Genomic DNA, 21,137 nt, shown 5'->3' on the forward strand with positions numbered 1-21,137 from the left:
AACTTAATGATAAAAGTTGCCTCATTACAATTAAGGATAACAGACGATCAAACCAAAGAAGAGCGCATAGCCTATGTCCGGGCGCAAATGGATAAAGTCAGTGGCGCGGATCTTATCCTGCTTCCTGAAATCTGGAATATTGGTTATTTTTCATTTGAACAATATGAAAGCCAAAGTGAAGCTTTAAGCGGTCCAACGGTAAGTGCTGTTGCTGAAAAGGCTAAAGAATTAAACGCCTATGTGTTTGCCGGAAGTTTTGTGGAAAAAAACGACGGCAAGCTGTATAATACCAGCGTTCTGCTGGATAATAAAGGTAAAATCACGGGCACTTACCGTAAAATGCACCTGTTTGGCTATGGTTCGGCGGAAACAAAACTGTTAACCCCCGGGTCGGAAGTGGTTAGCCTAAAAACAGAGCTGGGCGTTTTGGGACTTTCAACATGCTATGATCTGCGATTCCCTGAATTGTATCGCAGGATGATGGAGCAGGGAGCGGAAGTTTTCCTGGTTACCTCGGGCTGGCCCTTCCCGCGTGTGGCTAACTGGGTAGCGTTAAACCAGGTCAGGGCGCTGGAGAATGTCTGCTACTTGATTTCATGTAACTGTGCGGGTGTGAACAGAGGCAAACAATTCCTGGGCCATAGTATGGTTGTTGATCCCTGGGGAGTAACCATTGCCGGCAGTGCCGAAGAAGAACGTATTATTATCGCAGCAATCGATCCTGCTTTGGTACACCAAATCAGGGCGGAATTTCCGCCATTACGCGATAGAGTGCTTAAATTATAGCAGGATAAATGATTTTAGAAGGGGGGGAAATTAATGCCTGTTTTAGAGTTTAGAATTAATGGTAATCCCAACGAAATATTAAAATATGACATAAAGAAAATTGTTAATGCCGGCTATACCGGGAGAAACCAGGCGGAAGTGCAAAAGCACATTGATGAATTAAAGGAAAAAGGCATACCGGCTCCGGATGAAACTCCGACATATTTTGCTAAATTTAATGACCGGCTAATTCAAGACGAGATAATTGAAGTTCTGGATGAAAGCGATCATTCAGGTGAAGCGGAGTATGCGCTCTTATGCACGGAAACCGAAATTTACGTGGCCACCGGCAGCGACCATACGGACCGCAAGCTGGAAGAGGATGATATTCCCAAGGCCAAGCAGGTTTATCCGAATACGATATCCAAAGACGTATGGCGGCTTTCGGAAGTTAAGGATCATTGGGACGAAATCGTTCTGCGCAGCTGGGTGGAACATGAAGGCCAAAAAGTTATTTTTCAGGAAGCGCCCTTGTCTGCCTTGCTTGCTCCGGAAGACCTTTTAGCCAGAGTGAAAAAAATAGTCGATCTGCCGAGTATTGACGGATTGGTAATTTATTCGGGCACAGTGGCCGCCAAGGTAGATGTGGATTACAGCCCCTACTTTGCCGTGGAACTGGATGATCGGAAGAGGAATGTTAAGCTAATCAACAGCTATCGTTTAGAACCGGTAAGCAAATGGTTTAAAAAATAATTATAAGGGGGAATTGTAAGTGCCGAAACCGGAACTGGAGTTTTTTGATCATGATCTAAACATTGGCTGGCGCCAGGCAGAAGGCGCCCAAGAGGGGATCATCGAAAAAATCCTCAGCGTAGACCCTGATACCGGCGACTATACCAGACTTTTAAAGTTTCCTCCGGGGACGACCACCACGGAAACTCTGGTGCACGATTTTTGGGAAGAGGTGTACATTTTACAAGGCAGCTTAACGGATATCAAGAAAAAGGAAACCTATATTGAAGGCTTTTATGCCTGCCGCCCGCCCGGGATGCTGCATGGTCCTTATGAAATTCCCAACGGCTGCATAACGTTTGAAATCAGGTATTACAAAAAATAACAGTTGCTCCCCCCTTCTCTTGTTCCTTTAACAGGGGAAGGGGGTTCTTTAAATTTATTTAACTAGTGGAGGTTTACTCACAAATGGCGAACAAGGTATCCAATATAACGGTTAATGAAAAAAACTGCAAACGGTGCGGTTACTGTATTGAATTTTGTCCGGGAAAAGTATATGTTGCTGCTAAGGATGGTCTGCCGTTGGTTAGCCAATTGGAAAATTGTACAAACTGTGGATTATGTGCGCTGCGTTGTCCTGATTTTGCTATTGAACTGGAGGTGGCGGTAAGTGAGTAGACCTAAAGGTATGAGGCTCTTACAGGGAAATGAAGCTTGTGCATGGGCGGCTATTGATGCCGGTGCCGAATTTTTTGCCGGATATCCCATTACACCGTCGTCCGAAGTAGCTGAAATCTGTGCCAAAGAATTACCCGTCTATGGCGGCGTTTACATGCAAATGGAAGATGAAATTGCCAGCATGGCGGCTATCATCGGCGCTTCCCTGTCCGGTAAAAAAACTTTCACCGCTACCAGCGGCCCGGGATTTTCTTTAATGCAAGAAAACCTGGGTGTGGGTATATATCAGGAAGTGCCTTGTGTGATAATCAATGTGCAGCGTGTCGGCCCGTCGACGGGGTTGGCCACCCGTCCGGCTCAGGCGGATGTTATGCAAGCACGCTGGGGAACTCACGGTGATCACTGTATAATAGCATTAAGTCCGGCATCAGTGGCTGAAATGTATTACTTAACAGTACGGGCCTTTAATTTAGCTGAAAAATATCGCACACCGGTTATTCTATTAAGTGACGAGGTAATAGGACATTTAAGGGAAAACGTGGCCCTTCCGAATCCCGGTACAGTAGAAATAATCAATCGCAAGCGTCCCGGCGGGGATCCAAAAGCATACTTGCCCTATCAAGCTGAAGAAGACGGCATTCCGCCTATGGCGGCCTACGGAGATGCGTATATTGTTCACGCCACCAGTTCCTGTCATGATGCCACGGGCTGCTCCAATAGCAAGCCGGAAACCAATAAACAACTTTTAAAACGCCTCAGAGATAAAATATATAATTATATTGACGATATTGTTCAAGTAGAGCATTTTGGCCCGGCTAACGCCGATATAACGCTAATAGCCTATGGTGCCACATCCCGAGTTTGTAAACAGGCGGTTACGGAAGCTCAAAGCGAAGGCATTGGGGTAAACCTTTTAAGATTGGTAACCTTATGGCCGTTTGCAGACGCATATGTACAGCAGGCTTTAGAAAAAGCCAAGGCGGTAATCGTTCCGGAAATGAACCAGGGGCAGGTGCTTGGCGAAGTGCAGCGTCTGAACTGTGTCAATACGCCGGTATATCAAGTTTCGCGTACTGACGGGGAGTTATTTACAACAGAGGATATACTGGCACAAATCCGGGAGGTGGCCAAATAATGACTGCTTTTAAATATACCGATTATTTGAAGACTGAAGCGCAACCGTATATGTGGTGCCCGGGGTGCGGTGACGGAATTATAGTGCGTGCCCTGGCCGATGCACTGGCGGAATTGGAACTGCCTCCGGAAAAAGTGGTTATTGCCACCGGTATAGGCTGTTGGGGCAAAGCGGATGACTATTTTAGAACCCATGCCTTTCACGGTACGCACGGCAGAGCGCTTCCCTACGCCACCGGTATATCCGTCGGGAATCCCGATCTGCACGTTATTGCACTCATGGGTGACGGCGACGCGGTAACCATCGGGGGTAATCACTTTATCCATGCCGCCCGCCGCAACATTAACCTGACGGCCATTATTGCCAATAATTTTAATTATGGTATGACAGGCGGCCAGTATTCGGCGACCAGCCCTTTGACTGCCCGTACGGCCACTTCTCCGCGTGGAGTGCCGGAGCCCGGATTTGACGTATGCGCACTGGCTCAAACCTGCGGCGCCAACTTTATTGCACGGACAACTGCTTATCATGTACTGCAAATTAAAAAATATATTAAACAAGCCATTCAGAAAAAAGGATTTAGTTTAGTGGAAGTTATGAGCCCCTGCCCCACTCATTTCGGCAGGAGAAATTTCCCGGCAGGGCCTCTGGCCATGATGAAGTATTTAAAAGAAAAAGCCGTTTCAATATCCCGTTATGAAAAAATGGCGGCGGAAGAACGATCGGAATATTTGGCGACAGGCGTGTTTGCGGATAATGATCGCAAGGACTTTTTAACTGTTTACTGGGACTTAAATTCCAGTCAGCAAGCAAGCGGGGGGGCGGTAAATAATGAAAAATAACTGGCAGGTAGTATTGGCGGGAGATGGCGGACAGGGTCTTATTGTCGGGGGACGTATACTGGCTTATGCCGCTATCCTGGAAGGGAAAAACGCGGTACAAACGCAAAGTTATGGTATTGCCGCCCGGGGTGGTTATTCGGAAGCTCAAGTGCTTATCTCGGAAGGAGAAGTTTACAGTCCCAAGTGTGAAAAGCCAAACCTGGTGCTTGCATTAACTCAAACAGCATATGATCGCTATTACGAACAAGTTGACAAAGACTGCTTGATTATATACGAAAAGGACGTCGTTACTCCTAAACGGGCCCGAAATGATCTTGGCTATCCTTTTAAAGAAACGTGTTTGGAAGTGGGCAGCCTGAAAGTCATTAATGTGCTGTTTTTAGGTGTTATATTGAAAAATATGTCCATTGTAAAAGAAGATAGCATGGTTGACGCCATAAAGGAAATGCTGCCGCCCAAGATTCATGCCTTAAATTTAAAGGCCTTCTATAAAGGATTTAACCCGACTAACTTGGCGTAAGTCGCCTGCTTCTATAAGTGGGAGTACAGCGCCAACTAAGCCGTGTATCTTGCAGTTCTAAGATTCAGGGACAGTTGAAGCTCCTCCTGAATTTTAGAACTTGCTTCAAGTAATAGTAAATATGAGTGTCCTGAACACAATAGAGGTGTTTTAATGGTGTTAAATTTTAAATATGAAAAAGCGGTGAGTTTGGAACATGCTGTTGAACTTTTGCAAGATAACAAACATGCGTATATTTTAAGCGGCGGCACTAACATACTTCTAAAAATCAAGCATGGACAATTAAGGCCGGGCCTTTTAATAAGCGTTAACGGGTTAAAAAGCCTAACAGAGATAAGCGTCAAGGAAGGATATATACACATTGGAAGCTGCGTTAAAATAAATGATTTGTTAAAAAGCGATGTTCTGGAACAAAACGTACCTTTACTGCAAAAAGCGGCTAAAGAAATAGCTTCACCCGAAATAAGGAACATGGCCACCATCGGCGGTAATATCTGCAGCGTGGGTGCGAATTGCGGGGCCTGTGGCCTTCCGGGCTGCAAGGCTCTGTCCGGGGGCGGCGTTAAAGCATGTAAATATGCTTCTTCCGCTGACTTGATAACGCCGCTGATGGTTCTGGACGCCGGTTTGCTGCTGGTCAGCGGTCAGGGTGAAAGAAGGATATCCGTGCAAGATTTCATATCTGTGGATAGAAAAATAAATCTTCTGCCCGGTGAGCTTTTAAAAGAAATATATTTTAAAGAGCAGAAGATCGGTTCCTGGGGATATTCCCGTTTAAGCACCTCAAAGGCAATGGGGACCACCGTTATTTCAGCGGCGGTTAGATTAGATAAAGATAAGGATAACGTTATATCAAGGTTATCACTGGCTTTAGGCGGTGCATTTGCCAAACCGGTGCAAGTGAGTGACATTAGTCAATTGGTAAAGGGTAGGCCAATAGACAATAATTTAATTGAAGATATTACAGCTAAGGCCATTGAACAGTTAAGTTATATAGACAATTTAGAGATGTCGCTAAGTTATAGAAAACATATGACCGGTGTTTTAATTAACGAGGCCATCCAACAGGCACTGGGGGTTCAGTCATGAAGAAGAATATCAAGGTTGTAGTTAATGGCCAGGCTTATGAAAAGGAAGTTGCCGTGCAGAAAACTCTTCTTGATTTCTTAAGGGAAGACTTGAATCTGACGGGTACCAAAAAAGGCTGTGATAACGGCGACTGCGGTTCCTGCACGGTATTGCTCAATGGAAAAGCCGTGAGTTCGTGTATTATGCTGGCGGTGGAGGCCGACCAGTGCGAGGTGCTGACCATTGAGGGCATGTCCCGGGGAGAACAGCTTCATCCTATTCAAACGGCTTTTATTGAAAGCGGAGCCATACAATGCGGTTATTGTACGCCGGGCATGGTTATGGCGGCCAAAGCATTATTGGATGTTAATCCCCGGCCTTCCGAGAGTGAAATTCGCGAAGCTATCGCGGGGCACCTTTGCAGATGCACAGGGTATGATCAAATAGTTAAAGCTATAAAAATGGCTGCCGATTATTTGAATGCCCGGGAAAGGAGCTGTTAGCATGGGCAGTTTGATTGGAAAATCGGTGCCTTTAATCGATTCTGTTGAAAAAGTTACCGGCCAGCAAATATATGGCAGCGACTTTAGCCTCCCCGGAATGCTGTACGGAAAGGTGCTGCGCAGCTCCATAGCCCATGGTAAGGTTTTACATGTTGATACATCAAAAGCCAGATGTTTGCCCGGAGTCAGGGCGGTAATTACCGGCCATGAAATCGATTTGCCCAATTACTCCGTAGCCGGTGAAAAAATGCTGGATGAACGGCTGCTGGCCGGGGATAGAGTACGCTATCGCGGTGATGAAATAGCGGTGGTAGCCGCTGTTGACGAAGAAACAGCCGAAGAAGCTTTAAAGCTTATAAAAGTTGAATACGAGCCATTACCCGGAGTTTTCGATATGGAAGAAGCCATGCTGCCGGATTCGCCGCTGGTACACGATCAATTTGGCACCAACATAGCCCGGGAGATGACCATTAATCACGGTGATATTGAAAAGGCATTTGCCGATGCGGATGTCATTGTCGAGGGCAAATTCGAGACGCCCCGTGTGCATCATGGATATCTTGAACCTCATGCGGCTGTGGCGCAGTGGGATATCAAGGGAAAGGTTACCTTTTGGGTGCCCACGCAATCACATGTACTGGCCAGAATGACTTACGCCAATGCTTTAGGCATCGGGCAGGACAAAGTGCGCGTCATTCAGCTTCCTTTGGGCGGAGGTTTCGGGGGTAAGCTGGAATATAAATTGCATCCGTTATGTGCACTGCTGGCCAGGGAGACCGGACGTCCCGTGAAAATGGTGAATACCAGAACGGATGAACTTATGGCTTCCTTACCCAGGGTACCCATGATCATCAATATGAAAATGGGTGCGCGCCGGGATGGTACGTTCCTGGCCAAGGCAACCAGGGTACTGGCGGATAACGGCGCTTATATGAATTATGGGCCGGGCATCTTATTAAGCGCCTCCACCCGGGCTGATAATCTGTACCGGATTAAAAATATCTCCACCAAAGGGTTCCTTGTTTATACCAACAAAGTGCCCACCGGGGCGTTCCGTGGTTTCGGTTGCCCTCAAAGTCATTTTGCCATGGAAATTTTAATAGATAAATTAGCTGTAGAACTGAATATAGACCCGGCGGAATTGCGTTTATTAAATGCCAGCCAAACGGGTGATATAACTCCGCATAACTGGCACTTGGGAAGCTGCGGTCTCTCCGACTGTATTAAGAAAAGTGTTGAAATAGCCGATTGGAAAACTAAGAAGGAGCAAACCAAACTTAAAGATACCAACAAGCTGGCCAAGGGAATCGGCATAGCCTGCTGTCTGCATGTTTCCGGCAATCGTACTTTTTTGCCTTTCTTTGACGGGGCCTCGGCATACGTGCGTGTGAACGAGGAAGGGAAAGTCGTTGTATTGCCGGGCGAAGTTGATATCGGTCAGGGCTCCAGAACGGTTTTTGCCATCATTGCCGCCAGTGAACTGGGCATTCCTTTGGAATGGGTTGAAGTACCCACCTTGGACACGGATATAAACCCGCATGGACTGGGCACGTTTGGCGACAGGGTTACCACTCTGGGCGGCAATGCGGTAAAAGCAGCGGCTATCAACGCAAGAGAGCAAATTTTAGCCGTGGCTGCGGAAGAATTGCAAACAGCGGTGGAAAATTTGAAAATTGATAACGGGGTTATCTTTGATTGTCATACGGAGAAAAGTATAGGTTTCCCCGAGGCCGCTCAGCTTGCTTCATATAAACAAGCGGGGGCAACCATTATTGGCAAAGGAAGCTTTTTACCCCCTAACGTATCTATGGTTCATCCTGATACAAAGGTTGGCAATGTCTCCTGCGCCTATCCTTTTGTTACGCAAATAGCCGAGGTAGAGGTGAACCGGGAAACCGGGCAGGTCAACTTGGTAAATATTGTTTCGGCACACGATCTCGGCAAGGCCATTAATCCGTTAATGGCTAAAGGGCAGGTTCTGGGCGCCGTGGCACAGGGGATTGGTTTTGCTCTGACTGAGCAAATGATTGAGCAAGAAGGCATTATAAAGAATCAAAGCTTCAAACATTATAATATGCCAAGATCTGTAGATATGCCCGATATAACATCTATTTTGGTTGAATCGGATGATCCGAACGGCCCATATGGCGCCAAAGGCCTGGGTGAACCCGCCCTTACAGCCATAGCACCGGCCATTGCCAACGCTATTTATGATGCCGTGGGAGTACGTATTAACACGCTTCCGATAACTCCGGAGAAGATATTGCAAGCATTAAAGGAAAAAGAAGGTTAATGATATAACACCGCCATGTGATGCAAAGAAGCTTTCGTTTTGCATCACATGGTTTAATATTTATATATTTTAGAGGTGTTTTATGAAATTAGCAACAAGAACCCATCTATTTAGTGGTCATGCCCAATTGCCCAAGGGTATACCGATGCATGATCATCTGCAAAGAACAACTGCTTTGTTGGAAATAGATATGGATAAAGAAATTGTTGTACGCGCCTCATTTATGACGGTTCATCCACATACAAATGATTTTTTTTCTTCTATCGTCGAAGGGTATGATCTAAGTCAAGGCATAAAGCCCCTGATCAGGGAAATGGAAGAGCGGGCCCATGTATCATCTATCAATGCCTTTATGAAAGCCGTGGAAATTGCCTATCAAAAGTATATTGATTACAAGAAGCTTGTGAATTATATATAATATGCCGGTGCAAGACGCGGAATGCAAAGTATGGGATATTTTGTATGGCATTCAATATAGATGCAGCTTTTGTATCCATACCGATGCATGAACTGTTGCAACTTCGTTATATTTGGATAAGTATAACGTTTTATTATAAGGAGTGATCGGGAAGATAAAGCGGTATGTTATGCTATCACCGATAAAGCAATGGCTGTTGGTTATGGTGCGTTAAAAGCCTTTCGCACCATGCGAGGTGCTGTGTAAAACATTATTATTGGGGATAAGGAGTATAAAACAGTGGTGCAAAATACAAGTTTATACGGCAGGTTGCTGGATTTTGTTAAGAACGGTACTCCGGCAATTGTATATACCTTGATTGATGGCAATGGGTATCCCGGCATGCCGGAGGGTGGCCGGCTTTTATTGGCGGGAGATGAAAAGTACGGGTCACTGGGGCTGCCGCAATTGGATGAGCGGATGCTTGCACGGGCCGGTCATATATTTTCCCAATCCGCACCGAGCACTGATCTTATTGAGGTAGATACAGCAGGACCCAATAAGGAGATTTTTAAATTTACTCTATTAGAGGATTTATATTTTCCGCAAAAAAAATTAATCATCTTTGGCGGCGGACATGTGGCTCAACCGCTGGCGGAAATAGCATCTATTTTAGGTTTTGTAACCGTTGTCATAGATGACAGGGCCGATTTTGTGAGTACAGAACGTTTTCCCAGGGCGGACAAGCTAATATGTGCTTCATTGCCGGCCGGCTGAGGTTAACAGCCTGACCAGCGTAGTAATTATTACCCGCGGTCACCAATATGACCGGCTGTGTCTGAAGTCGGTTATTCATTCCAAAGCCTGCTATATTGGTATGATAGGCAGCTCGGGCAAGGTGCGCCAGACATTCCAGTCCCTTATGGCTGAAGGGATAAGCAAAAAAACATTAGAAAAAGTGTCTGCGCCAATCGGCCTTGATCTGGGCGGGCAGAAACCCGGTGAAATTGCTTTGAGTATCCTCGCCGAGATAGTGGCCCATGGAAATGAAGGCAGCTGTAAGCCTATGAAATATGTAAAAGCGGGGGTGCTGGCATGAATATAGAAATTCTGGAAGCGATATTAAATATACAAAATAACGGCGCAACCGCGGCGCTGGCAACGTTGTGCAGCACGCGCGGATCTACCCCGCGCAAAGCGGGAGCTAAAATGCTGGTATATCCAAACGGTAAAATTATTGGTACGGTAGGTGGCGGTCAATTGGAGTATCTGGCCGTGCAAAAAGCGCAAGATGTGATTAAAACCCGCAAACCGGTTCTGATTAAACGTGACTTGGCAGACGAGGGTATGATTTGCGGCGGTTCCGGAACCATTTATATTGAGTTTATTTCCTGATGCTTTCACCGGGATCGCGTAAATTCCGACATGAATTTGAGAGGGGTAATTAATATGAAAGCAATAATAGACCACCATGCCACTAACACGGCACCATCAGAGGATGAAATTACCTAACGCTATTTTCAGGATAGAGATCTTGCCAAAAAACTGAATCTGTATTAATATATTATATATAAAATATCATATGGTTTATGCTGATTTTTTTCATGATAAGAGGGTTTGTGCCCTTTTATAAAAGTGATTAAAACCCAGCCTGATTATCTAACGGATAATTTGCGCTGGGTTTTTAATTTAGTAGAGTATGAAAAAATATTTTTTAGGGGGTATCAAACATGTCTTGCGAGGAATACTTCCACCCTGGCACAGTTGAGGAGGCCATGGTCTATTTAAGGGAAAAAGCAGGTAACGCCCGCATAATCGCCGGTGGAACAGACCTGGTTTTGCAGCTTCGGGAACATAAAGTGGACGCTGACGCGTTGGTTGATCTAAGCGCGGTAGAACAATTGTCAACAATCACTGAAAGCGATGGCTGGATTATGGTGGGCTCAATGGTTACTCACAATAATTTGGCATCATCCGCTATTATCCAAGATAAAGCACGTGTTCTGGCGGATGCGGCCCGGAGTATCGGCTCACCCCAGATACGCAATATCGGCACTATTGGCGGCAATGTAGTAAACGCCCAGCCGGCGGCTGATACGACTATTGCCTTAATGGCGCTGGATGCCAGGGTGCGTATTTTAACTAATCAGGGCGAAATAATAAAGCCTGTCGATCAGCTGTTTGTAAGTGCGGGAAAATCGGCGGTTGATCCAACCTCGGAGATATTAGTTGGCTTTGAATTTAAAGCTTCCGGTTGGGGTGAAGCTGCCGCTTTCATGCGTCACGCCAAGCGTAAGGCTTTGGCGCTGCCTATCGTAAATGCGGGGGTTTGGGTAAAGGCGAATAATAATCTGAACGCCTTTGAAGATGTCAGGATAGCTTTGGGACCCATGGCTCCGGTTCCGGTACGGGCAAAGAATATGGAAAATGCGTTAAAGGGTATGCGCTTTAAACTAAGCGTAATTAAGGAAACGCTGTCTGTGCTTGAAAAAGAAATCAACCCCAGGGACAGCATCCGGGGCAGTGCTCATTATAAGGGGGAAATGGCTAAAGTATTGGTAACAAGAGCGCTAATTAAGGCCATAACTGAATTGGGGGGTGAATTAAATGAATAAAGTTTTGCTGCAAATAAATGTAAACGGCAAAGATCATCAAATTCATATCGACCCGAAAATGACTCTGGTGGATGTGCTGCGTGAAAAGTTGGGTTTAACGGGCACTAAAAAAGGCTGCAACAGTGGCGAATGTGGAGCCTGCACGATTCTGTTGGAAGGGGAGTCCGTGGCCTCCTGTATGCTGCCCGCCTTAAAGGCTCAAGGTAAAAAAATAGTTACGGTGGAAGGATTGGGTGAAGAAAAGCGGCTGCATCCCTTGCAGAAATCATTTTTAGCCAAAGGCGCGGTGCAATGCGGCTTTTGTACACCGGGCATGCTGCTTAGCGCCAAAGCTTTATTGGATAAAAATCTTAACCCCACAACCCAGGATATAAAACTGGCTATTTCAGGCAACTTGTGCCGTTGCACCGGGTATAAAAAAATAATTGATGCTGTCTTGGCTGCTGCGACGGAGCTGCGCGGCGAGGGGGAAGTCGTTATGCCCGCTGTTGGCCGGGACGTGGTCGGCTCCTCTATCGCGCGGGTTGACGGGGTGCCCAAGGTTACCGGCCAGGCCAAGTATGCCGACGACCTGTTTTTTCCCAACATGTTATACGCAAAAGTGCTGCGCAGTGCACATGCCCATGCTTATATCAGGAAAATTAACACAGACCGTGCCAGGGCCTTGGAGGGCGTAGCGGCGGTTTTAACGGCGGATGATGTGCCGGGCTGTAACGGTTATGGCATACATATAAAAGATCAGCCCGTCCTGGCTAAAGACAAGGTGCGTTGTTATGGTGACGCGGTTGCGGCAGTGGCGGCGGAAAGCATTGAAATTGCTGAGAAGGCATTGGCATTGATAGAAGTTGATTACGAGCCCATTCCCGGTGTATTTACGGTTGAAGACGCTCTCAAGCCGGACGCGCCTGAAGTTCATCCGAGTGGCAATTTGATTTTCCACCGTAAAGTTTATAAAGGGGATATAGAAAAGGGTTTTAGAGAGGCGGATATTATCATCGAAGATAAATTTAGGACACCCATGGTGGAACACGCTTATATTGAGCCGGAGACCGGTATTGGTATATACGAAGCGGGAAAAATAACTGTTTACGCTCCCAGCCAGGGTGTCCACTATCACCGGTCTGAAATTGCAGTTAACCTTAATATGCCGGTAAATAAAATACGTGTAATACAAACTACTACCGGAGGAGGTTTTGGCGGTAAAATTGATAATTCAGTACATGCACTGGTTGCGCTTCTGGCTTTAAAGACAGGCCGGGCGGTGAAATTGTCTTATAGCAGGAAAGAGTCCATGATTTCCTCAACTAAACGTCACCCGTTTATTATGCGCTATAAATTGGGCGCTCGCAAGGATGGTAAAATAATAGCGGGAGAAGCTAAGATCTATGGTGATACAGGGGCTTATAACTCTTACGGAACAGGTGTATTAACCAGAGTGGCTACCTGTGCGTTTGGTCCATACGAAATTCCCAATGTAAAAATTGACACCTACACGGTTTATACCAACAATCCGGTTAGCGGTGCCATGCGGGCTTTCGGCGCACCTCAGGCTGCCATAGCCCATGAAGCTATAATAGATGAGCTGGCCAAAAAGATCGGTATTTCGCCTGTGGAAATTAGAAAAATAAATGCGTTGAGAAAGGGGTCGGCCACACCTACGGGGCAGATTCTCAATGAGGGCGTGGGTATTTTGGAAACCATTGAGCGTGCAGTGGAAAGAAGCGGTCTTAAATAATGAACTCGTTCAGCTAGAGCTGAACAGCGAGGCTTCAGATGGGGGATTCTATACACCACCGGAAGTAAACCAACCAAGTCATGTATTTTGCAGTATAAAATTCCGGGGAGTTAAATATCCGCTTGAATTAAGAACTTGCTTTAAAGGAGTGTGTTTTGTATATGAAAGTGCGCGGCAGGGGTATTGCCTGTATGTACTTCGGCATGGGTAATACCGGTAAACCAAACCCATCCAGTGCATTTATCGAACTTCTGGAAGACGGTACGGCAAATGTACTTTGCGGTGCTGCGGATATAGGTCAGGGTTCAAATACTGTGTTTAGTCAAATGGCAGCGCAAGAATTAGGTATTCCTTTTGAAGGTATATCGATTATTTCGGCTGATTCCGGGGTAACTCCGGAATCGGGCGTAAGTTCGGCAAGCAGGCAAACATATATATCGGGCAACGCCGTGCGGATGGCGGCTCGGGACGCCAAAGCTCAGTTGTTCGAAGAAGCCGCTTCGCTATTAAATGTAAGTTCCAAAAGATTGGATGCGAAAGATGGTTATATATTTCTTATAGACTGTCCGGACCACAGAATTACCGTAGGCGAAGTTGTTACACATTGCTGGCGCAAGGGTAAGGTTATTATGGGCACGGGCAACTTTAACCCGGGCATCCTTCCTCTGGACGATGAAACCGGCCAGGGGGTGCCCTATGCAACATACTCATATGGCACCCAGGTAGCCGAGGTGGAGCTGGATACAGAAACCGGAGAAATCAATATTATTAAGATTACCGCTGCTCATGATGTCGGTAAGGCTATCAATCCCCTGAGCGTCGAGGGTCAGCTTGAGGGAGGGGCGTCCATGGGCGTGGGCTTTAGCCTGGCCGAGGAAATTATCCTTGAAAATGGATTGATTAAAAACCCCAACTTTCATGAATATCTTATACCAACGGCACTTGATATGCCGGACTTCGATCCCATAATTGTCGAGGCCGCCGAACCAACAGGCCCATACGGAGCAAAAGGTATTGGAGAGCCATCCACAGTGCCGGTGGCCGCCGCCATACTAAATGCGATTGCCGATGCCGTGGGGGCGCGGGTAAAAGAACTGCCGAATACCGCTGAGAGAGTTTTTGGGGTTTTAAAGTCTAAATAGTTAAGTTTTAATATGAAAAACTTAACATTGAGAAGGAATCTCTAATACGATATATTATATAGCAGGCATGCGAATCTCTTTTAATTATAAATCATTACGGGACAATGACGTGTTTTGAGGCGGGGAAGCCGGCAAAGGTTTATTAAATACCTTTGCCGGCTTAATTAATGTGGCAAAGTTTTTATAATGAAAATTTTTAGAAAAGTTAACGTTTACTTAAATTGATTAAAATTTAAATGTTTTAATTCTTGAAAAATTATGTTATATAATATATTATATATTTAAGCTTACATGGAACTGGTACTTAGAGGACTGGTATTAATTCATAACTGTGTGTAATTTTTGTGTTTAAACTAACAAGAGGGGTGATTTTTTGTCTATTCGCGATATAAAACTAAATGTAAACGGGCGGACAGTTAACATACTAACTGATCCGAAGAAAACGCTGTTAAAAGTGTTACGTGAAGATTTAAAATTGACAGGCACTAAACAAGGCTGCGATGAGGGATTATGTGGAAGTTGTACGGTTTTAGTTGACGGAAAACCCACAAATTCGTGTAAGCTGCCGGTTGAACGGGTGGAAGGGAAGAATATCTTAACTATTGAAGGCGTTGGAACAAAAGACAACCCTGATATTATACAAAAGGCATTTGTGGAGGTTGGCGCCGCACAGTGCGGTTTTTGCACGCCGGGGATGATTCTTAATGCCAAAGCAATCTTAGACGGGAACCCCGATCCGACACGGGAAGAAGTTAAAAAATCAATTAAAAGAAATTTGTGCCGTTGTACGGGATATAAAAAAATAATTGATGGTGTTTTGCTGGCGGCCGAGGCCAGGAAAAACCCCGAACTGTTGAAGGAAAAAGATATCAAGGATTTGCGGCTGGGGGGCAGAATTCCGCAGTTCAATTCCTGGTCCAAGGTAACAGGAACTTTGCGCTACGCACAGGATATCTACCTTGAGGATATGTGCCATGCCAAAGTTTTGAGGAGCCCATATTTCCATGCCAAAATAAAATCAATTAATACCGCGGAAGCGGAAGCTATGCGCGGCGTAGTTGCAGTTGCCACTGCGGCTGATTTAAAGGGTCCTAACAGAGTTAAATATATTGATCAGGACTTTAGAGTATTGGCGGATAACAAGGTTCGCTATTTTGGAGAGCCTGTGGCTATTGTGGTAGCCAGAACAGAGCAATTAGCCGCAAAGGCTTTAGAGATGATTAAAGTTGATTACGAAGAACTTCCGTTTGTAACCAACCCATTTGACGCCCTAAAAGAGGGGGCTCCGGAGGTACAGGAGGAAGATTTTCCGGGTAACCTATTGTTTCATCAAAATCTTGTCCACGGTGATATTGAAGAAGGTTTTAAAGAAGCCGATTTCATTGAAGAAAATGATTTTTACACTCCGGCCAATGCGCACGGTTATCTGGAGCCGGATGCCGGCGTAGGTTATATTGACGCTGAAGGGCGAATCGTTATTTATGCCTGCGGACAAGCACCGCACTACCATCGTGACGAAATTGCCAGAGTTCTGGGTCTGGGAACAGACGAAGTACGGGTAGTGGAAGACGGCACCGGAGGAGGATTTGGCGCCAGAATCGATCCTTTTATTCAACTGCTTCTCGGGCTGGCCGTATATAAGGCCAGAGTACCTGTAAAACTTCAGTTTACAACGGAAGAAAACTTCATTGGCAGCTGCAAAAGGCACCCCTTCTGGATTAAATTGAAAACAGGCGTGCGTAAAGACGGCAAAATCGTGGCTCATTACGGGGAAATTGTCACAGATGCGGGTGCCTATTCATTGGCAAGTCCCGGCGTATTGATGCGCGCTATAGTTCACTCCTACGGTCCTTATGAAATCCCCAATGTTAAGGTGATAGGCAAAACAGTTCTTACCAATAACACTCCATCTTCAGCCATGCGCGGTTTCGGTGTCTCCCAGATGTGTTTTGCTATAGAAACACAAATGAATAAAATCTGCAGACGTCTAAATGTGAATATACTCGACTTTGCCAAGCTAAACGGCTTCAGACAGGGAACAGTGACTGCAACGGGTCAATTAATTAAAGACCCGCCGGGATACAAAGAGGTAATCGAAGCTATAGAAAACCATTGGGCCAAATGTGAAAAAGCCACCGCTCCTGAAAAGACCGCTCAATTACCGTCGCATATAAAACGGGGCAAGGGCTTTGCTACGACCTGGTATGGTATTGGCAAAACCGGTCTTTTAAACTTATCCAGATGCAATGTCGAAATTAATCAGGATGGAACCTTGATAGTGAAAGAGGGAGCGGCGGAAATTGGACAAGGGTCAACCACTGTAATGGGGTTAATTGCCGCCGAAGAATTTGGATTGACCATAGACAGGGTCAAAGTAATATCCGCCGACTCTCTATTGACACCGGATTCCGATATTACTTGCGCCAGTAAACATACATTTTATACCGGAAACGCAACATTGCTGGCCTGCCGTGATTTAAAGAAAAAGCTTTTTGAGGCGGCTGCAGATGAACTCAAGGCCTCGGCCGATGATTTGGAAACAAAAGATGGCTTGATTTTTAACAAGCATAATCCGGAACAGCAAATAACCTTCCGGGATCTGCACCAAAAGGGCTGCGACATGACAGGCGCCGGAGAATTTGTTGTGCCTCTTGATTTGTTGGATCAGGAGACAGGTCAAGGGAAATTATATGAAGTATTTACCTATGGCGCGGCGGTGGTGGAATCAGAGATAAATACTCAAACCGGGGAAGTCAAAGTTCTTAACGCTGCTGTGGCGTTCCAAGTTGGCAAAGCAATTAACCGCCTGGCGATGGAAGGGCAGATGGAAGGCGGTGTGGGTATGGGCGTAGCTTTTGGTTTAATGGAAGAGTATGTTACGGGTAAAACCAGAGGTTTTAAAGATTATCCCATGCCCAGATCCACGGATGTTCCTGAAATGACCACTTATGTGGTGGAAATTCCCCAGGGCCCCGGTCCCTTTGGCGCCATAGGGATGGGCGAGGCCGCGCATTTCCCGATGGCACCGGCCATCATTGCATCTATGCATGACGCCTGCGGCATATGGATCCATGATTTGCCGGCTACGCCGGGTAGAGTTCTGGAAGCGCTGAAAAAGAAAAACGCTTAATATTAACCAATTTGAGATTAGAACAGGGTACTTTTCTCCTCCTCCCGGGGGTACCTTCCCAAAAGGATGGGTACCCCCGGCACCTACATAGTTGTTGATCAGGTTTAAACCGAAAATGACAATTAAATTAAAAATGTTCTATTTGCAAACGACATGGATCGACATTTTTTATAGGAGTTTTTGTAATCTTTAACGAATTCTATTTATGTAACAGTATCCATTAGTGCATGAAAATAAAGTAGATATTATCTTATATGTAAAGTATTGCATACTGCATACTTAATATTATGTGCAGCGGCGAAGCGCAGATGTTTATTTAATTATGTATTCCATTGTCAATTTGGATTAAATAATGAAACCATAGGGGGTGAACGTCTGGTTGTCCTAAAGTGTTTGTTGGCAAAATAAAAAAAACTACTTGGGGGGCTGAATTTATGAAGAAAAAGGCTATTTTTTGGTTAACTTGTTTAATAATTAGTGTATTTGCGCTTGCGGGATGCGGTGGCGGCCAGGAACCGGCGGATAAAAAAGCCGGTGATGATGGTAAGACTTATACCGCTAAATTAGGGACAGTAGAGCCGGTTGACTCACCTAAGATGGAAGCTATGAAACTGTTTAAAGAAAAAGTAGCGGAAGCAACGGATAATAAAGTGGAAATTACTATCTATCCGTCCGAGCAGCTGGGCTCGGCCCGGGAAATGATTGAAGCCACCCAAATGGGTGGGGAGGAAGCGGTTATACTGCCAAGTTCAAACTTTACCGGTTTTGAACCTAATATGAGTATTCTTGACCTGCCTTTCCTTTTCCCCAGCAGAGAAGTCTGTTATGAAGTGGTAGACAGCGAGGTCGGAGACGCGTTGCTTAAGACCCTTGAAGATAATGGCTTGGAAGGTGTGGCCTGGTGGGAAAGCGGATTTAAGCAGCTGACCGGCAGCTTTAAGATTGAGGGTCCCGAGTCATTTAAAGGCAAAAAGATTCGTGTCATGGAAAACCCCGTGCTTATATCCCAATTCCAAGCCCTTGGGGCCGGTGCTATTCCTATTAACTTTAGTGAATTATACAATGCACTGCAGCAAGGTGTGGTTGATGGTCAGGAAAACCCGATACCCAGTATCTATGAGATGAAATTCTATGAAGTGCAAAAATACATGGCTATATCGGATCATGGTTATCTGCCGCTGGTAGTGGCCTTTAACAAAGATTGGTTTAATGCTTTGCCCGCCGATTATCAGGAGGCTGTCAGAACTGCGGCTAAAGAATCCGCCGTATGGCTGCGTGATAAACAGCGCAAGATGGAAGTTGAGGAATTTATACCTGCTATGAAAGAAGCAGGCTTAACCGTAGTTGAGCTGGACGAACAGACCCGTCAGGCTTATGCCGACAAGGTTAAAGAGCCTACCCGTGCCAAGTTGATGAACATTATTGATGATGAAGGTAAACAATTGCTGCAGCAGCTGGATGAGAAGATTGCTGAAGTAAGCGCCAAGTAAAAATATAATGTTACCCGGCGGTTTTAATATAATCGCTGGGTAACGGAACATAATCTCAGGCGCGTATTTATCGGAGGTAAATATGTTATTAGCAAAAATTAACCGGGGAGTGGAAAAGTGCATAAAGCCTGCTATTGGGTACGCTATATTATTAATTACACTCATATTGTGCTTTAATGTGATTGGCCGCTATATTTTTGGATTTTCATTGAAGTGGGCTGAGGAACTGACTACATATACACTTATCTGGGTAACTTTTTTAGGAGCGGTAGTTTGTGTACGTGAGGGCATGATGATAAGCATGGATGCCTTTGTTACTCAGCTTAAGGGTTCAATGAAGCGTTTCTTTGTTATTGCAACTAATTTGATATGCGTTGTTTTTTCTTTGATTATTGCCTATTTGGGTATTGAAATTACCATACATGTCTATTCGTCCATGCAGGTAAGCCCGGCGATGATGATCCCCATGTATATACCGTATGCGGCTTTACCCCTGGGCAGTATTCTTATGGCCCTGGAATATTTGGAGGCGAGTTTTGCCAGGGAAGAGGGGGGTGAGGCTAAATGCTAGGTGTGCTGATCAGTCTTTTAGGTATTATGCTTGCGGTAGGTATCCCCATATACGTTGCCTTAGCGGGTCCATCATTAGTAGCTATTGTTATTAAAGACATTCCGCCGCTCTTATTTATGCAAAGGATGTTTGGCGGAATCGATAGATTTTCTTTAATGGCCATACCTTTCTTTATTTTGGCTGCCAATATTATGGGAAAAGGCGGTATGTCACGTAGAATACTGGCGCTTGCCAATGTTTTAGTGGGACGTTTTTACGGAGGTACGGCAATTGGCAGCACGCTGGCCTGCTTATTATTTGGCGCTCTTTCAGGTTCGGCCCCGGCGACTGTTGTGGCCATTGGCAGTATAACTTATCCCGCCTTACTGGAAAACGGCTATGGTAAGAAATTTTCCATGGGGCTGGTGACATCGGCTTCTTCGCTGGCTATTATTATTCCGCCCAGTATTACCATGATAGTTTACGCGGCCACAACCGGCACTTCGGTTGGTGAGTTGTTTATGGCCGGCATTGGCCCGGGTATATTTATGGGATTGTGTATAATGGCATATTCCGTCTGGTATGCGCGGAAAAACGATATACGGTCAACTGTTCATGTTCCGCCGGGGCAGGTGTGGATCGCTATAAAGGATTCTTCCTGGGCGATGGGCGTACCTATAATTATCATCGGAGGGATTTACGCCGGTGTATTTACGCCGACGGAATCCGCAACTGTGGCAGCTGTTTATGCATTAATAGTCGGGTTGTTTGTCTATAAAGAATTAGATTATAAAAGCGCGTTGCAAGTTTGTATAAGCTCTGCATTAACTACGGCGCAAGTCATGATTTTGGTAGCTGCGGCATCGGTGCTTTCCTGGATCCTTACTGTAAACCAAACTCAATTGATTTTGCAGCAAGCCATAGAACCATTTTTATCCCTGCCATGGGCAGTATTGACAATAATGAATATAATGCTGTTAATTGCCGGCATGTTTATGGATGCCGTGCCTTTTACCCTATTGCTGGCCCCGCTTTTTGTGCCAATTGCTCACGTAATCGGTTTGGATCTTATACATTTGGGAATTATATTCACTATGAATGGCGCCATTGGTATGTTTAGCCCGCCATTCGGATTGAATATCTTTGTCGGCATGGCCACATATAAGGAACCTTTTAATAAAATTGCCTGGTCCGTGGTTCCTTTTATTATAATCAGTATATTTGCTTTGCTTGTAGTAACCTATGTTCCCGAATTGTCCCTGTGGATACCGCACCGGATATACGGTAATTAGGCATTTAGGTAGTTACTGCAATAAAAGTTGCCTGTCATGGACAATAAGCGATGAGTTGGATACACCTCCTTTCCTTGCTTCAGTTAAAAGGGAAGGAGGTGGTTATTTTATGTTTAGTGGATTTAACATCTTCCTTTTGGGTTGTATTTTTATTTGTAATAATGTTGGAGATTGCGGCTTTAATCTTAGTAAGCTTTTAAGGAATAGGGTTGAAAAATAAAGTGCGGCGGAATTGGTTTGCTAAAAGGGA

The 21,137-nt window shown here is 45.4% G+C and carries 21 protein-coding genes; all 21 read left to right on the plus strand.

The window, feature by feature from the left end; all coding sequences use genetic code 11:
• Positions 1–6 precede the first annotated feature (6 nt).
• The 21 genes from ABDB91_RS00165 (at position 7) to ABDB91_RS00265 (ending at position 20,887) form a co-directional block, all read left to right on the plus strand.
• Positions 7–786, plus strand: a complete 780-nt coding sequence (locus tag ABDB91_RS00165; RefSeq protein WP_347489529.1) for a carbon-nitrogen family hydrolase — start codon at positions 7–9, stop codon at positions 784–786.
• A gap of 33 nt (positions 787–819) precedes the next feature.
• Positions 820–1,518, plus strand: coding sequence for a DUF2848 family protein (locus tag ABDB91_RS00170; protein WP_347489531.1), 699 nt, complete (start codon positions 820–822; stop codon positions 1,516–1,518).
• A gap of 19 nt (positions 1,519–1,537) precedes the next feature.
• A complete protein-coding gene (locus ABDB91_RS00175; protein WP_347489533.1) occupies positions 1,538–1,882 on the plus strand; it encodes a cupin domain-containing protein in 345 nt (114 codons plus the stop codon).
• A gap of 83 nt (positions 1,883–1,965) precedes the next feature.
• Positions 1,966–2,175, plus strand: coding sequence for a ferredoxin family protein (locus ABDB91_RS00180; protein ID WP_347489535.1), 210 nt, complete (start codon positions 1,966–1,968; stop codon positions 2,173–2,175).
• Positions 2,168–3,310, plus strand: a complete 1,143-nt coding sequence (locus tag ABDB91_RS00185; protein WP_347489536.1) for a 2-oxoacid:acceptor oxidoreductase subunit alpha — start codon at positions 2,168–2,170, stop codon at positions 3,308–3,310. The genes ABDB91_RS00180 and ABDB91_RS00185 overlap by 8 nt, the downstream gene beginning before the upstream one ends.
• Entirely contained in the window at positions 3,310–4,152 is an 843-nt protein-coding gene (locus ABDB91_RS00190) for a thiamine pyrophosphate-dependent enzyme (protein ID WP_347489537.1), read from the plus strand. The genes ABDB91_RS00185 and ABDB91_RS00190 overlap by 1 nt, the downstream gene beginning before the upstream one ends.
• Positions 4,142–4,672, plus strand: a complete 531-nt coding sequence (locus tag ABDB91_RS00195) for a 2-oxoacid:acceptor oxidoreductase family protein (RefSeq protein WP_347489538.1) — start codon at positions 4,142–4,144, stop codon at positions 4,670–4,672. Before ABDB91_RS00190 ends, ABDB91_RS00195 begins: the two co-directional genes overlap by 11 nt.
• Positions 4,673–4,825: 153 nt before the next feature.
• Positions 4,826–5,761: a xanthine dehydrogenase family protein subunit M gene (locus tag ABDB91_RS00200; protein ID WP_347489540.1), complete on the plus strand. Its 936-nt coding sequence runs from the start codon at positions 4,826–4,828 to the stop codon at positions 5,759–5,761.
• The gene (locus tag ABDB91_RS00205) at positions 5,758–6,243 is read left to right on the plus strand and encodes a (2Fe-2S)-binding protein (protein ID WP_347489541.1); all 486 of its coding nucleotides are present in this window, start codon (positions 5,758–5,760) and stop codon (positions 6,241–6,243) included. Before ABDB91_RS00200 ends, ABDB91_RS00205 begins: the two co-directional genes overlap by 4 nt.
• 1 nt (position 6,244) lies before the next feature.
• Positions 6,245–8,536: a xanthine dehydrogenase family protein molybdopterin-binding subunit gene (locus tag ABDB91_RS00210; protein ID WP_347489542.1), complete on the plus strand. Its 2,292-nt coding sequence runs from the start codon at positions 6,245–6,247 to the stop codon at positions 8,534–8,536.
• Positions 8,537–8,618: 82 nt separating this feature from the next.
• The gene (locus tag ABDB91_RS00215; RefSeq protein ID WP_347489543.1) at positions 8,619–8,954 is read left to right on the plus strand and encodes a DUF3870 domain-containing protein; all 336 of its coding nucleotides are present in this window, start codon (positions 8,619–8,621) and stop codon (positions 8,952–8,954) included.
• Positions 8,955–9,233: 279 nt separating this feature from the next.
• Positions 9,234–9,710: an XdhC family protein gene (locus ABDB91_RS00220; RefSeq protein WP_347489545.1), complete on the plus strand. Its 477-nt coding sequence runs from the start codon at positions 9,234–9,236 to the stop codon at positions 9,708–9,710.
• Positions 9,688–10,032 carry an XdhC family protein gene (locus ABDB91_RS00225; RefSeq protein ID WP_347489546.1) on the plus strand — a complete coding sequence of 115 codons (345 nt, stop codon included), beginning with the start codon at positions 9,688–9,690 and terminating at the stop codon, positions 10,030–10,032. Before ABDB91_RS00220 ends, ABDB91_RS00225 begins: the two co-directional genes overlap by 23 nt.
• The gene (locus ABDB91_RS00230; protein ID WP_347489547.1) at positions 10,029–10,328 is read left to right on the plus strand and encodes an XdhC family protein; all 300 of its coding nucleotides are present in this window, start codon (positions 10,029–10,031) and stop codon (positions 10,326–10,328) included. Before ABDB91_RS00225 ends, ABDB91_RS00230 begins: the two co-directional genes overlap by 4 nt.
• A 335-nt stretch (positions 10,329–10,663) precedes the next feature.
• Complete coding sequence (locus ABDB91_RS00235) at positions 10,664–11,548, plus strand: FAD binding domain-containing protein (protein ID WP_347489549.1); 885 nt, start codon at positions 10,664–10,666, stop codon at positions 11,546–11,548.
• Positions 11,541–13,283, plus strand: coding sequence for a molybdopterin cofactor-binding domain-containing protein (locus ABDB91_RS00240; RefSeq protein WP_347489550.1), 1,743 nt, complete (start codon positions 11,541–11,543; stop codon positions 13,281–13,283). Before ABDB91_RS00235 ends, ABDB91_RS00240 begins: the two co-directional genes overlap by 8 nt.
• A gap of 161 nt (positions 13,284–13,444) precedes the next feature.
• A complete protein-coding gene (locus tag ABDB91_RS00245; RefSeq protein WP_347489551.1) occupies positions 13,445–14,425 on the plus strand; it encodes a molybdopterin cofactor-binding domain-containing protein in 981 nt (326 codons plus the stop codon).
• A 373-nt stretch (positions 14,426–14,798) separates the two neighbouring features.
• The gene (locus ABDB91_RS00250) at positions 14,799–17,555 is read left to right on the plus strand and encodes a molybdopterin cofactor-binding domain-containing protein (RefSeq protein WP_347489552.1); all 2,757 of its coding nucleotides are present in this window, start codon (positions 14,799–14,801) and stop codon (positions 17,553–17,555) included.
• Positions 17,556–17,989: 434 nt separating this feature from the next.
• A complete protein-coding gene (locus ABDB91_RS00255; protein ID WP_347489554.1) occupies positions 17,990–19,045 on the plus strand; it encodes a TRAP transporter substrate-binding protein in 1,056 nt (351 codons plus the stop codon).
• 82 nt (positions 19,046–19,127) lie between these two features.
• Positions 19,128–19,616: a TRAP transporter small permease gene (locus tag ABDB91_RS00260; RefSeq protein WP_347489555.1), complete on the plus strand. Its 489-nt coding sequence runs from the start codon at positions 19,128–19,130 to the stop codon at positions 19,614–19,616.
• Positions 19,610–20,887, plus strand: a complete 1,278-nt coding sequence (locus ABDB91_RS00265; protein ID WP_347489556.1) for a TRAP transporter large permease — start codon at positions 19,610–19,612, stop codon at positions 20,885–20,887. The genes ABDB91_RS00260 and ABDB91_RS00265 overlap by 7 nt, the downstream gene beginning before the upstream one ends.
• Positions 20,888–21,137: the final 250 nt, after the last annotated feature.

The organism is Desulfoscipio sp. XC116, from assembly GCF_039851975.1.
Classification (GTDB): Bacteria; Bacillota; Desulfotomaculia; order Desulfotomaculales; family Desulfallaceae; genus Sporotomaculum.

Bases quoted from the DNA above. Each gene is read 5' to 3' on its own strand.
- ABDB91_RS00230 (WP_347489547.1), top strand. From the start codon at position 10,029: ATGAATATAGAAATTCTGGAAGCGATATTAAATATACAAAATAACGGC.
- ABDB91_RS00260 (WP_347489555.1), top strand. From the start codon at position 19,128: ATGTTATTAGCAAAAATTAACCGGGGAGTGGAAAAGTGCATAAAGCCT.
- ABDB91_RS00240 (WP_347489550.1), top strand. From the start codon at position 11,541: ATGAATAAAGTTTTGCTGCAAATAAATGTAAACGGCAAAGATCATCAA.
- ABDB91_RS00255 (WP_347489554.1), top strand. From the start codon at position 17,990: ATGAAGAAAAAGGCTATTTTTTGGTTAACTTGTTTAATAATTAGTGTA.
- ABDB91_RS00200 (WP_347489540.1), top strand. From the start codon at position 4,826: ATGGTGTTAAATTTTAAATATGAAAAAGCGGTGAGTTTGGAACATGCT.
- ABDB91_RS00170 (WP_347489531.1), top strand. From the start codon at position 820: ATGCCTGTTTTAGAGTTTAGAATTAATGGTAATCCCAACGAAATATTA.
- ABDB91_RS00210 (WP_347489542.1), top strand. From the start codon at position 6,245: ATGGGCAGTTTGATTGGAAAATCGGTGCCTTTAATCGATTCTGTTGAA.
- ABDB91_RS00195 (WP_347489538.1), top strand. From the start codon at position 4,142: ATGAAAAATAACTGGCAGGTAGTATTGGCGGGAGATGGCGGACAGGGT.
- ABDB91_RS00180 (WP_347489535.1), top strand. From the start codon at position 1,966: ATGGCGAACAAGGTATCCAATATAACGGTTAATGAAAAAAACTGCAAA.
- ABDB91_RS00235 (WP_347489549.1), top strand. From the start codon at position 10,664: ATGTCTTGCGAGGAATACTTCCACCCTGGCACAGTTGAGGAGGCCATG.
- ABDB91_RS00245 (WP_347489551.1), top strand. From the start codon at position 13,445: ATGAAAGTGCGCGGCAGGGGTATTGCCTGTATGTACTTCGGCATGGGT.
- ABDB91_RS00265 (WP_347489556.1), top strand. From the start codon at position 19,610: ATGCTAGGTGTGCTGATCAGTCTTTTAGGTATTATGCTTGCGGTAGGT.
- ABDB91_RS00190 (WP_347489537.1), top strand. From the start codon at position 3,310: ATGACTGCTTTTAAATATACCGATTATTTGAAGACTGAAGCGCAACCG.
- ABDB91_RS00215 (WP_347489543.1), top strand. From the start codon at position 8,619: ATGAAATTAGCAACAAGAACCCATCTATTTAGTGGTCATGCCCAATTG.
- ABDB91_RS00165 (WP_347489529.1), top strand. From the start codon at position 7: ATGATAAAAGTTGCCTCATTACAATTAAGGATAACAGACGATCAAACC.
- ABDB91_RS00205 (WP_347489541.1), top strand. From the start codon at position 5,758: ATGAAGAAGAATATCAAGGTTGTAGTTAATGGCCAGGCTTATGAAAAG.